At 72.7% G+C, this 11,836-nt stretch carries 13 protein-coding genes; 8 read left to right on the forward strand and 5 right to left on the reverse strand.

Annotation, left to right across the window (positions count from 1 at the left end; translation table 11 throughout):
- Positions 1 to 89: 89 nt before the first annotated feature.
- Positions 90 to 464: a nitroreductase family deazaflavin-dependent oxidoreductase gene (locus tag Psi01_RS38140; protein WP_204069055.1), complete on the reverse strand. Its 375-nt coding sequence runs from the start codon at positions 462 to 464 to the stop codon at positions 90 to 92.
- Between the two features lie 143 nt (positions 465 to 607).
- Between Psi01_RS38140 and Psi01_RS38145 the strand changes: the two genes are divergently transcribed.
- From Psi01_RS38145 to Psi01_RS38165, 5 genes are all read left to right on the forward strand, one after another.
- Positions 608 to 1,258 carry a TetR/AcrR family transcriptional regulator gene (locus tag Psi01_RS38145; RefSeq protein ID WP_204069056.1) on the forward strand — a complete coding sequence of 217 codons (651 nt, stop codon included), beginning with the start codon at positions 608 to 610 and terminating at the stop codon, positions 1,256 to 1,258.
- A gap of 127 nt (positions 1,259 to 1,385) precedes the next feature.
- Positions 1,386 to 2,153: an ABC transporter ATP-binding protein gene (locus tag Psi01_RS38150; RefSeq protein WP_204069057.1), complete on the forward strand. Its 768-nt coding sequence runs from the start codon at positions 1,386 to 1,388 to the stop codon at positions 2,151 to 2,153.
- Complete coding sequence (locus Psi01_RS38155) at positions 2,138 to 3,928, forward strand: hypothetical protein (protein ID WP_204069058.1); 1,791 nt, start codon at positions 2,138 to 2,140, stop codon at positions 3,926 to 3,928. Before Psi01_RS38150 ends, Psi01_RS38155 begins: the two co-directional genes overlap by 16 nt.
- A gap of 10 nt (positions 3,929 to 3,938) precedes the next feature.
- A complete protein-coding gene (locus Psi01_RS38160) occupies positions 3,939 to 5,144 on the forward strand; it encodes a sensor histidine kinase (protein ID WP_204069059.1) in 1,206 nt (401 codons plus the stop codon).
- Positions 5,141 to 5,761 (forward strand): response regulator, encoded by a 621-nt coding sequence (locus Psi01_RS38165; RefSeq protein ID WP_204069060.1) that lies wholly within the window; start codon positions 5,141 to 5,143, stop codon positions 5,759 to 5,761. Before Psi01_RS38160 ends, Psi01_RS38165 begins: the two co-directional genes overlap by 4 nt.
- A gap of 31 nt (positions 5,762 to 5,792) precedes the next feature.
- On the opposite strand, the gene Psi01_RS38170 is transcribed toward Psi01_RS38165, so the two are convergent.
- The 4 genes from Psi01_RS38170 to Psi01_RS38185 form a co-directional block, all read right to left on the reverse strand.
- The gene (locus Psi01_RS38170) at positions 5,793 to 7,037 is read right to left on the reverse strand and encodes an NAD(P)/FAD-dependent oxidoreductase (protein ID WP_204069061.1); all 1,245 of its coding nucleotides are present in this window, start codon (positions 7,035 to 7,037) and stop codon (positions 5,793 to 5,795) included.
- Between the two features lie 151 nt (positions 7,038 to 7,188).
- Positions 7,189 to 8,778: a helix-turn-helix domain-containing protein gene (locus Psi01_RS38175; protein WP_204069062.1), complete on the reverse strand. Its 1,590-nt coding sequence runs from the start codon at positions 8,776 to 8,778 to the stop codon at positions 7,189 to 7,191.
- Between the two features lie 59 nt (positions 8,779 to 8,837).
- Positions 8,838 to 9,179, reverse strand: a complete 342-nt coding sequence (locus tag Psi01_RS38180; RefSeq protein WP_204069063.1) for a TraR/DksA family transcriptional regulator — start codon at positions 9,177 to 9,179, stop codon at positions 8,838 to 8,840.
- 430 nt (positions 9,180 to 9,609) lie between these two features.
- Entirely contained in the window at positions 9,610 to 9,936 is a 327-nt protein-coding gene (locus Psi01_RS38185) for a hypothetical protein (protein ID WP_204069064.1), read from the reverse strand.
- 133 nt (positions 9,937 to 10,069) lie between these two features.
- Here Psi01_RS38185 and Psi01_RS38190 point away from each other — a divergent pair, with 133 nt between their 5' ends.
- The 3 genes from Psi01_RS38190 to Psi01_RS38200 are packed head-to-tail and all read left to right on the forward strand — an operon-like array spanning position 10,070 to position 11,787.
- Complete coding sequence (locus Psi01_RS38190) at positions 10,070 to 10,495, forward strand: helix-turn-helix transcriptional regulator (RefSeq protein ID WP_373872541.1); 426 nt, start codon at positions 10,070 to 10,072, stop codon at positions 10,493 to 10,495.
- Positions 10,496 to 10,515: 20 nt separating this feature from the next.
- Positions 10,516 to 10,926 (forward strand): VOC family protein, encoded by a 411-nt coding sequence (locus Psi01_RS38195; protein WP_204069065.1) that lies wholly within the window; start codon positions 10,516 to 10,518, stop codon positions 10,924 to 10,926.
- A 60-nt stretch (positions 10,927 to 10,986) separates the two neighbouring features.
- Positions 10,987 to 11,787: a VOC family protein gene (locus tag Psi01_RS38200; protein WP_204069066.1), complete on the forward strand. Its 801-nt coding sequence runs from the start codon at positions 10,987 to 10,989 to the stop codon at positions 11,785 to 11,787.
- Positions 11,788 to 11,836: the final 49 nt, after the last annotated feature.

Genomic DNA, 11,836 nt, shown 5'->3' on the forward strand with positions numbered 1-11,836 from the left:
GGGCGGGGCAACGGGATTCCCGGGGGTGCCGCAGATCCGGTGAGGTCCTGCGGCGACTGCCCCGGCGTGCGATCCGGGTCCGCCTCCCGTCAGCCCGCGACCAGGTCCATACGGAGGAACTCGGTGAGGTGCAGCCACCTCGGTGGGCGTGCCACCCCGTCGGGAAGGGCCTGGAACGCCTCGCCCTTCCCGACGATGCGTGGAGCGGTGAGTTCCACCTCCCGCCCGTCGACCCGGAGCCGCGCGCTGCCGGCCGCCAGGATGTTCCGCACCCAGTCCGCGCCCGGTCCGTACACCGGGATGAACAGGTAGCCGCCGTCGACGGGATGCGCGTCGAGCGGCGTGCGGTACGTCGCGCCGGAGCTGCGACCGACGTGGATCAGCACCGGCGACTTCCCGATCGCGAGCGTGAGCGGGTTGAACACCCGCTTGTTCACGTGCCCCCACCACTTCGGCATCGGCATCGGGACCTCCTTCTCCCGCCCTCGGGGGCGTCATGGGTCGGATGTTCGTCGGGCTCCCGGCGGTCCCGCCCCGGGAGGACTTACACCTGTAAGGCTGGCTTACAGGTGTAAGGTTGTCAATATGCCCGGATCCTGGAGTACTCGTGCCCCCGCCACGACGACCGCTCAGTAGAGATCGCGTCCTGGAAGCCGCGATCCGGGTCGCGGATCGCGGCGGCGTGGAGGCGATCACGATGCGACGGGTGGCACAGGAGCTGGGCGTGGAGGCGATGTCGCTCTACCACCACGTGCCGAACAAGGACGCGATCCTCGACGGCGTGGTCGACGCGGTGTTCGCGGCGATCGCGCTCCCCGACGCCGGGTGCGACGACTGGCGCGACGCGATCCGTGCGCGCGCCCACTCCGCGCGTGCGGTCCTGTCGCGGCACAGCTGGGCCCTGGGCCTCATAGACTCCCGGCGCACCCCGGGGCCGGCGACGCTGCGCCACCACGACGCCGTCCTCGGCGTCCTGCGCAGGGCGGGGTTCACGCTGCCGATGGCCGCGCACGCCATCTCGCTCATCGACAGCTACGTCGACGGGTTCGTCATCCAGGAGGTGAATCTGCCGGTGATGACGCCGGACGACGTCAAGGAGGTGGCCGGCGGCCTCCTCGACAACCTGCCGGCGGACGAGCTGCCGTACCTCAGGGAGATGATCGTCGACCACGCCCTGCGACCGGGCTACGACCACACGAGCGAGTTCGGCTACGGCCTGGACCTGATCCTGGACGCGCTCGAAGCCCGCCGGGGATAGCACCGCGGTCCGGGCCGGGGCCACCTCTCCGAGGGGCCGTATCAACCGATCGGTTGATGGCCGAATCCACCGTGCGGGTCGCCGCTCGGGTGATCCGCGCGAGTCCGGACCGGAACATCCTCGTCTCATGACGACACATGAGGCGCCTGCGCTCCGGGTCACCGGCCTGCGCAAGGTTTTCGGCGACCGGGCGGCGGTCGAGCAGGTCCACCTGTCGGTCCCCGCCGGGTCGTTCTACGGGCTGGTCGGCCCGAACGGCGCGGGCAAGACCACGACCCTGGCGATGGCGGTTGGCCTGCTGCGGCCCGACGCGGGACGCGCCCAGATCTTCGGAGTGGACGTGTGGAAGGACACCGTCCGGGCGAAGTCGCTGATCGGGGTGCTGCCGGACGGCCACGGCATGCCCGAGCGTCTGACCGGGCGGGAGGTCCTCACCTACCTGGGACTCCTGCGCGGCATGGCCCCGCAGACCGTCGCGGAGCGGACGGAGGAGCTCCTGCAGGTCCTCGAACTCGACACCGCCGAGCGCACGCTCGTCATCGAGTACTCCACGGGTATGCGCAAGAAGATCGGGCTGGCGGTGGCCCTCCTGCACGCACCGCGCCTGCTGGTCCTCGACGAGCCGTTCGAGGCCATCGACCCGGTCTCCGCCGTGACGATCCGGACGATCCTGCGGCGCTTCGTCGAGGGAGGCGGGTCCGTGGTCATCTCCAGCCACGTGATGGCGCTGGTGGAAGGGATCTGCGACCACGTCGGAGTCATCTCCGGCGGCCGGGTGGTGGCCGAGGGCCGCCTCGACGAGGTGCGCAGGAGCAGGTCCCTCGAGGATGCCTTCGTCGAGCTGGTCGGCGCCAGGGCGGGCGGGGTGGAGGGGTTGTCGTGGCTGTCGTCCTGATCCGGATGAGACTGGCGCTCCTGCGCAATTCGCTGCGCGGCGACCGCGCGTCCTGGTTCGTCCTCGGTACGGGGGCCGGCCTGGTCCTGGCGGTGGGCACGATCGTCGTCGCCGTGCTCTGGCCGTCGCTGCTGCCGGCGGCGCTGGCCGTCTGGCTGATGGGCTGGGTCTTCGGCCCGATCTTCACCGGCGGCGGCGAGGTGCTGCGTCCCGAGTACTTCGCCATGATCCCGGCCACACCTCGCCGGATGGCCGCCGCGCTGCTGGCCGGCGCCTTCGCCAGTCCCGCGGTGCTGACCACACTGGTGGCGCTCATCTCGATGGTCGTGTACGGCTGGCGCTTCGGCCCCCTGGCCGTGCTCGTCGCCCTGGCGGCGGCGATGATCACGCTGGTCACGATGGTGCTGATCTCCCGCGTCACGGTGGCGGTCTTCGGTCTGCTCGTCCGCTCCCGGGCGGCGGCCGTGCTCGCCGCCTTCGTCACCGGGACGATCCTCGCGCTGAGCGGCAACGGCTGGGCTCTGGCCGTCGCCGCCGCCACGGCCGACCTTTCGCTGGCCGGGACGCTGGTACGGCTGCTGCCCTCGGGGTGGGGCATCGCCGCGATCGAGTCCTCCCCGCCGGTGGCGCTCGGCATCCTGGCCGCGTCCGCTCTCGCGGTCGTCCTGCTCGTGTCGGCGTGGGGGGCCCTGCTCTCGCGGCGCGTCACCTCGGCCGCCCGCGGCGGCGTCCCGGCACGCCGCCGCGGGCCGCGGCCGTTCCCCGTGGTCCGGGGCATGCATGTCGTCGCAGCCAAGGAACTGCGCACCTGGTCACGCGACCTGATCAGGGTTCACCTGCTCAGCTTCGCCTTTTTCTACGCCGTGGTGTTCACCCTGCTGCCGGTGTCCTTCGGCTGGTGGGGCATGGTGCCGTTCACCGGTCTCATCGCGGTCATGATGGGCGCGGGCGCGTCGGCCAACCTCTACGCCACCGACGGGACCGCGCTGTGGCTCACACTGATGACGCCCGGCGCGGAACGCCATGACGTCCGCGGCCGGCAACTGGCCTGGCTGCTGGCCGTCGGACCGGCCGCCGCCCTGCTCTCGGTCGCCGGAGCCGCCGCCAGCGGCGAGACCTGGGCCTGGCCGTGGGTGGCCGGCCTGTTTCCCGCCGTTCTCGGCGGGGCGGCCGGGCTGGTGGTCCTCATCGCCGTCACCTCGCCGGTCCCGGCGACCGACCCGCACAAGCGCGGCAGCAATCCGCTCAACAGCGGCGCCGACGAGGGCGGGGAGACCGGGCTGGCCTGGCTGATGCTGATCGCGGTTCCCGTGACGGCGCTTCCGGCGGCCGCCGCGATTCTGATCGAGCCCTGGGCGGGGGTGCCCGTGGGCGTGGTGACCGGGGCGCTGTGCGCCTGGGGGTTCGGCAGGATCGCCGTCCGGCGGCTCACGTCCGGCGGGACCGAGCTGCTCACCTTGATGAAACACGGCTCCGCCGCCGGGCCTGCGGCCCGCGAGGAGGAGACGTCCGCGCCGGACCTGCCCCTCGGCCACAGGACCGCGATCATCGTGTGCTACTGCCTCGCCTGGCTGCCGCTGTTCCCGCAGGGCCTCGTCCCGATGTTCTTCAAACTGTTCGGGGTGCAGGACCGCGTCTGGTTCCTGGCGCTCTACATGCCCGACGCCTGGCAGTGGCCGACGATCACGTTCATGGTCTCCGTCGGCCTGCTCATGTACGGCTACGCGATCCTGTTCCCCATGCGGTACAAGGCCGCCGAGACAGAACGGGCATAAGGTCGGCGCTATGGCTGATCCCTTCCCGTTGTCCCGCTGGGAGCGGCGTTTCGACAGAGCCGTCGAGATGGTCCCCTACTTCTGTCTGGGCATCTCGACGATCATCAGCCTCACGACCCCGGATCGGCCGGGGGGCACCTCACTGGTGACCCTGGGACTGGTGGCCGTGGCCCTGGCCTGGCTGGTCTCGCGAACGCTGTTGCCCGGACGGTGGCGGAACAGGCCCGGGGTCAACGCCGGCTACTTCGCCGGGGTGCTCGCCACCGCCGCGCTCCTCGCGCTCCACGATCCGGTCTTCACCGTCTACACGGTCTCCGGGTTCTTCCTGGCCTTCCTCTTCGCCCCGTCCAAATGGACCTTCGCCGCGGTCGCCGCGACCTCCCTCGTCCTGTACGGCACCGTCCTGGACTGGTCCCAGGCGACCGTCCAGCTGGTCCTCTTCCACGCCGCGATCGTCATCGTCCAGACCTTCTCCATCGGCGGCGGCCACATCATGGCAGTCAAGATCGACGAACGGCAGCGGAGATACCGCAAGGCCCTGGACGACCTGGAGGCGGCGATGAAGGCCAACGCCGACCTGCACGCCCAGCTGACAACCCAGGCCCACGAGGCGGGCGTGCTCGACGAGCGGCAGCGGATGGCCCGAGAGATCCACGACACCCTCGCCCAGGGCCTGACGGGGATCATCACGCAACTGCAGGCCGCCAAGCGGGCCGGGGACGTGAGCGACCACGTCGATCTGGCTCTCTCGCTGGCCCGCGACAGCCTGTCCGAGGCCAGGCGATCCGTGCAGGCCCTGCGGCCGCGCGAACTGGAGACGGCCCACCTGCCGGAGGCGCTGTCGGCGATGGCGCGGCGCTGGGCCGAGGGATCGGGGGTCGACCTGCGCTTCGAGGTGACCGGTGAGAGCGTGCCGCTCAGCCCGGCGATCGAGGTCACCCTGTTCCGCGTCGCCCAGGAGGCCCTGACCAACGTCGCCAAGCACGCCCGCGCCTCCCGGGCGGGGCTGACGCTCTCGTACGCGGGTGACGTCGTACTGCTGGACATCCGCGACGATGGAGGCGGTATCGGCAGCGGGAACGGCCGGGGGTTCGGATTGAACAGCATGCGGCAACGGGTGCGGGGAGTCGGCGGCATACTGGAGATAGAGAGCGTCCCCGGAGAGGGCACGGCGGTCAGCGCCAGCGTCCCGGCCCTGCAGGCGGCCCGGAAATGATCCGGTTGCTGATCGTCGACGACCATCCGATCGTGCGCGGCGGCCTGCGTGGCGCCTTCGCCGGAGAGCCCGACATCGAAGTGGCGGGCGAGGCGTCCAACGGGCGTGAGGGCCTCGAACGGGCGGCGGCCCTGGACGTCGACGTCGTGCTCATGGACCTGCGGATGCCGGTGATGGACGGCGTCGCCGCGATAGCGGCCCTGCGCGAGTCCCGTCCCGGGATCAGGGTGCTCGTGCTGACCACCTTCGACGGCGACGCCGACGTGCTGCCCGCGATCGAGGCGGGGGCCACCGGCTATCTGCTCAAGGACACTCCGCCCGAAGAGCTCCTGCGAGCCGTCCGCGCGACCGCCGCCGGCGAGGTCGTGCTGGCGCCGTGGGTGGTCGAGCGGCTCGTGGGCCAGGTCCGCAATCCCGTGCGGGCCGCGCTCACCGACCGGGAGCTGCAGGTGCTGCGGCTCGTCGCCGACGGCGCCTCCAACCGTCAGGCCGCCGCCAAACTGTTCATCAGTGAGGCGAGCATCAAGACCCATCTGCTGCACATCTACGACAAGCTCGGCGTACGCGACCGGGCCGCCGCCGTGGGTGAGGCGTACCGCCGCGACATCCTCACCTGACGAGCCGCACCCCGTCGCCGTGCGGACCGCCTCAGCGCAGGGGGTCGAAGTCGGCCAGGGCGGCCGGCTGCTCGCCGGTGGTGATCTGCTCGGCCAGCAGCCGGCCGGTGACCGGGCCGTGGGCCAGGCCCCACATGCCGTGACCGCCCGCCACGTAGACGGTGGGGGCCACCGTCGCGCCGATGAGCGGCCGGCCGTCCGGGGTGACGGGGCGGGGGCCCACCCAGGCGTCGGTGCGTTCCTCCCAGCGCACACCCCGCAGGAGAGGACGGGCGGAGGCGATGACGGCCTCCAGCCGGGCGGGCGCCTGCGGGGCGTCCGGGTCGCGGAACTCCATGGTGCCCGCCACCCGCAGCCCGCCCCGGTAGGGCGTGCACGCGACCCGCACCTCGGGCAGGTAGACCGGGCCGGGGACGGGACGATCGACCGGCACGGTGAAGGAGTAGCCGCGGCCCGCCCGCACGGGAACGCGAACGCCCCACTGCCGGGCCAGGCGGGGCAGCCACGCGCCGGTGGCCAGCACCACCGCGTCGGCGGACAGGACGGTGCCCTTGGCCGAGCGGACGACCGCCTTCCTGTCGTCGGTTCGTACCTCGTCGACCTCGACGGCGTACACCGTCGCACCGCGTCGCATGACGGCCTGGCCCAGGGCGTGCACGAAGGCGCCCGGATCGACGTAGCGCTGGCCGTCGATGCGCACCCCCGCCGTCAGCGCCTCGCCGGCGAGCGGGGCGTGCTCGGCGAGCCGGTCGCCGTCCAGCACGGTGTGCTCGACGTGCTGGCCGATCTCCGCGAGCCTGCGCAGCTCGCGCAGCAGGCTCTCGGCCCGGCGGGGCGTGCGGAACGCGGCGGTGATCGGCGCCGCGACGACCGGTGCGGACACGCCGTCGGCGGCGAGCACCTCGTAGGCTTCGACGCATTCGTCGTTGAGCGGCAGGTTGGCGCGCGCGGCGCGGGTCCAGGAGCGCCAGTGGCTGTTGGCGGCGAAGCGGGCCAGGAACCTCCACAGGCCCGGGTCGAGGCTCGCGGGCACGTGCAGCGGCGCGGCCGGGTTCAGCAGCGAGCGCAGACCGTAACGCAGGACGGCCGGCTCGTTGAGCGGGACGGCCAGGCCCGGCGCGATCCAGCCGGCGTTGCCCCAGGACGCACCGGCCGCCACGCCGCCGCGGTCGATCACGTCGACCTGCACGCCGCGCTCCTGCAGGAACCACGCGGTCGACAGGCCCACGACGCCCGCGCCCACCACGATCACCGATCGCGGCCAGTTGCCGACCATCTCCAACCTCCAGCGAGTGTGAATGCCGATGTCGCAGCCAGCATGTCCCGGGCGGCGACCGGTGACGTTGTGGGCGATCGACAATCGCGGGGCCGCCGTTGTGGATCCGGCACAACGCCGTCGCCGGGAACCGCCGGCAGGCCGCGCCGGGTCATCGGCGGAGTCCGTCCGCGGAGGCGGCCAGCATGATGGTCATGGCCAGGCGCCGGCGGGCGTCGGTCAGGTCCAGCGGGGTGAGCTCGCCCATCCTGCGCAGCCGGTTGCGCACGGTGTTGGGATGCACGCCGAGACGCTCGGCGGCCAGGGTGAGATCGCCCTGAGCCTCCAGCCAGGCCCGCAGCGTGTCGACGAAGCGGGTGCCGTGACGGGTGTCGTGCCGCAGCAGTGTGCTCACCGGCCCGCGGGCCGGGGCCCGGCCGGTGCCCGCGGCCGCGCGCAGCCGCCGCAGCAGGATGTCGTCCCAGGACTCGTCGTAGGCGGGCGGGACGGCTCCGGGCCCGGCGCTCTCGTGCAGCGCCAGGCACTCATCGGCCTCCTGACGGCCGGCGGGCAGCTCCGCGACCTCGGCGGGCGCGCCGATCCCGGCTGCGACGCGCATCCGGGCGGGCAGCTCGGAGCACAGGGCCGTGATCCACTGCCGGGCCGCATCCGCCCGTACGGCCGGCAGGATGGTGTAGAGCGTGTCGCCGAGCAGCGCGCTGCGTCCGGGCCTGGACCAGCCGAAGCCGGCGGTGGCCTGCTCGAAGGCCAGCAGCAGCGCGGCGTGGCGATCGTCGGGAGCGGACGCGCGGACCGCGATGACGCGCAGCGCCTGCGGCGCCAGGCCCAGCCGGCCGATCGCAGTCGCGGCGTCGGCGCCGCCCTCCAGCAGACGGATGACCAGGTCGGACTCCACCTGCCGCTCCAGGTCGGCGCTGGCCCGGGAGCGCAGCAGGTGCAGCGCCACCGTGCGCGCGCCGTCGGCCAGGGCGCGGCGGTGGGCGCCGGTCAGCGTCCTGTCGCAGCTGACCCACACCGAACCGAGCAGTTCGCGTCCGGCCCGCACCGCCACCGCCATCCGCCCGGTCAGGCCCTGTGCGGGGTCGGCCGGGACGAACACCGGTTCGTCCGTCGCCGCCAGATGGGCGAACACCCCCCGTCGCCGCAACAGCTCGCGCAGCCGATCCGGCACCCGCCGGGCGAGGATGGTCTCCAGCCGGGCCGGATCGCCCGCCTGCTGGGAGCGGGAGTAGGCCAGCACCCGCGAGTGGCGGTCCTCGATGGTCACCGCTCCGCCGATGACGTCGGCCAGGTTGTCGGCCAGGGCGAACAGGTCGGTCGGGCCGCGTCCGGAGGCGGTCTCGCGGCTCTCGAGCACCAGCCCGTACACCACGCCGGCCAGCTGGCTCCACGAGACGGCGGGATCGGCCAGCAGCACGGCCACCCCGTGCCGGTCGCCGATCGCGGCGGCCTCCTGTTCCGGGTCTGTCCGCTCCAGGTCCGCGCCGCCGCGGCTTTCCCCGGCGACGCCGGTCCCGGCGGGGCGCACCAGGACCGCGACGGCCCCGGCCGCGGCCGCCCACCGCGCCGCCTCGGAGAGTGAGCAGGCGCCGACGGCCAGGAGCACGTCACCGGCGACGTGCCGGTCGGCGGACTCCGGCATCGCCACGCTGCGCAACCACGCCGAGCGCGCCTCGGCGCGGCCGTACAGCCGCACCCCGTACCCGCCCAGCACGTTCACCAGGCGATCCAATGTGATCATGATCGGCTCCGGGTCGTCGAGAGGGAGGGCGGGAGGGTCCCGCCCTCCCTCTCACGGGGTCAGGCGGCTTCGCGCCGCCGCTGGCAGTCGATGCAGGTACGCGCCAGCGGCCGGACCTTGAGCCGCTCGAACGGGATGGCCGCCCGGCAGTGGGTGCAGCGGCCGTAGGTGCCGGCCGCCAGCCTGTCGAAGGCCTGGGACAGTTCGGCGACGGCGCGCTCGGCGGCGGTGAGCGAGACGACCAGCTCCTGCCAGGTGCCGTCGGCGCCGCTGCCGTCCTGCTCCTGTTCCCGCAGGTCGTGCAGCTGCCGCCGGCGCTGCTCCTGCTGCTCCTGAAGGTCCTGGCGCAGCGACTGCAGCTGCACGCTGCTGAGGTGGGTGGTCGTGGGGAGATCGGACATGGTCATGTGGTCCTTTCCGTGGAGGACAGGCGTCAGGAAGAGACAGGGGAGAGGGCCGCGAGGAGACCCGGTCGCGGCGTGGCGCGTCAGCGCGCGGACAGCGCGACGCGGTGGGCCGCTGCGGGCACGGCCGCATCCGGCCGCGGACGGGCATGGACCGGCCCGGCGACGGCCATGGCGGTGACCGGCTCCCAGCCGACGGCGGAAGGGAAGGGCGGCGGACGACGGCCCGGACCGGGGCGGCCTGAACGGAGGCGGTCCGGAGGAGGGCGGCTCGGCCGCTTCCCGCCGAGGAGACCGCAGGCGGACGCCTCCGGGCGCGACCGTGCGCACCGGCCGGCGCCGGGGAAAGTCCCGGAGACGGACGTCGGCGGGCGTTGTCAGCCTCCGCGGCGCGCGTGGCCGCGGAGCCCGGCCGGGAGGACGTCTGCTAGACGAGCGGGGGGCTGCGCGAACCCGCGGTGCGCTGCGCCAGCTGCTGCGGATCGCGGAGCACGTCCGCGTCCGAGCCCGGCGACGGCAGCAGCGCCAGATGCGCGAGCTCGCCGTGGCGTTCGCCGCGCATCGGCGGCCACAGCGACAGCACGTGGTGCTCGCGGGCGCCGCCCGCCTGCGGCGGCAGGCTGGACAGGTCGATGTCCCATCCGCCCAGGCTCCACACCGGGCCGGAGGCCGAACCCTGGGCGGCGGCCGATCCGCCGCCCACCATGACCGGAGCGCCGGCCAGCACCAGAGACAGCAGGACCAGGCCCATCACGCCGGCGGACGTGATGGACCGTCGTGGTGTTCTCCACGGTCCCGTCATAAGGCCGACCATAGCCGAGAGCACCGGAAAAGGCATGTCAGGCCCTCACCGGCGCGGGCGTGGGATGATGGCGCACGTGTCCGGTATGAGTGCGGAGGAACGACGGTTGCGCGACATCGCCGTCATCCGCCGCGTCCGGGACCGGATCGATCGTGAGTACGCCAAGCCGTTGAACGTCGAGGCGCTGGCCCGTGGGGCGCACATGTCGGTCGGGCACCTGAGCCGGGAGTTCCGCCGCATCTACGGCGAGTCGCCGTACTCGTATCTGATGACCCGGCGGATCGAACGGGCGATGACGCTGCTGCGCCGCGGCGACCTCAGCGTCACCGAGGTCTGCTTCGCGGTGGGCTCATCCTCGCTGGGGACCTTCAGCACGAGGTTCACCGAGCTGGTCGGCGTGCCGCCGAGCGTCTACCGTCGCGACCACTCGCAGGCGGCGGCGGGTATCCCGCCATGCCTGGCCAAACAGGTGACCAGACCGGTCAGGAATCAAGAAGCGCCCCCGGTGTAGCCGCGCCTAGCGTGAGCGGCATGGACATCACCATTCACTACGCCTTCCTCCCGCACACCGACCCCGAGGCCGCTCTGGCCTTCTACCGCGACATCCTCGGATTCGAGATCCGCAAAGACGTCGGCTACGAGGACATGCGCTGGATCACCGTCGGGCCGGTCGGGCAGCCCGGGACCTCCATCGTGCTGCACCCGCCGGCCGTCGACCCCGGCATCACCGAGGAGGAGCGCCGTACCATCCTGGAGCTGATCGCCAAGGGCACCTACGCCGGGATCACCCTGGCCACCGACGATCTCGACGGCCTCTTCAAGCGCCTGGAGGCCGCCGGCGCCGACGTGGTCCAGGAACCCATCGACCAGGACTACGGAGTGCGCGACTGCGCCTTCCGCGACCCGGCCGGCAACCTCATCCGCATCAACCAGCTCGCCTGAACGGGCCCGCGAAGACCCCGGGAAGAGTATTCAGGCTTGATCTCACGAGGAACCACCCATATGGCGCTTTCACTCGACACCATCGCCCTCGGCGTGCCGCAGGTGGAGGCCGCACACGCTTTCTACACCGCCGCGTTCTCACCCCCGATCACCGGTGACGAGCAGTCCGCCGGGATTGACCTGCACGGCACCGGACGCCTCCTCCTGCGCCGGATCGACGCACTCGCCGCCGAGACCGGAACGGACCCGGCCGCTTCCGGCTTCCGCGGCTGCGTCCTGTCCTGCGTCGTCAACCAGCCCGGCGAGGTCGAGGCCCTCCTCGACGCCGCCACCGCCAACGGCGCGACGGTCGTCAGGCCGGCGAGGAAACGGCTCTTCGGCGAGTTCACCGCCGTCTACCGGGCACCGGACGGGGCTGTGTGGAAGCTGGCCGCAGCCGGCGGGAAGGACACCGGGCCCCTGCGCACACCGGTGAAGCCGGTCGAGAGCGCGATCTACCTCGGCGTCGCGCGACCGAAGGCGTCCAAGGTCTTCTACGAGGCGCTGGGCATGAGCGCCGACCACGACTACGGAGACAAGTTCGTCGACTTCACCGTCGCCGGCGGCGTCCACCGTCTGGGCCTGCTGCCACGCAAGGCCCTGGCCAAGGACGCCGGCGTCGAGGAGGACGGCCACGGCTTCCCCGCCGTCGTGCTGACCCACATCGCCGCCTCCCGCGACGATGTCGACACCCTTCTCAAGACCGCCGACTCCGCCGGCGGACGGGTCACCGTCGCGGCGGCGCGAACCGATCAGGGCGACTACACCGGGCACTTCACCGACCCCGACGGCCACCGCTGGGCGATCACGGCACGCACGTGATCGGAGGTCTCCCGGGCCGGTGGGCGCCGGCCCGGGACGGCCGGTGTGA

It is taken from the genome of Paraplanobispora siamensis, assembly GCF_016863175.1.
GTDB classification, from domain to species: domain Bacteria; phylum Actinomycetota; class Actinomycetes; order Streptosporangiales; family Streptosporangiaceae; genus Planobispora; species Planobispora siamensis.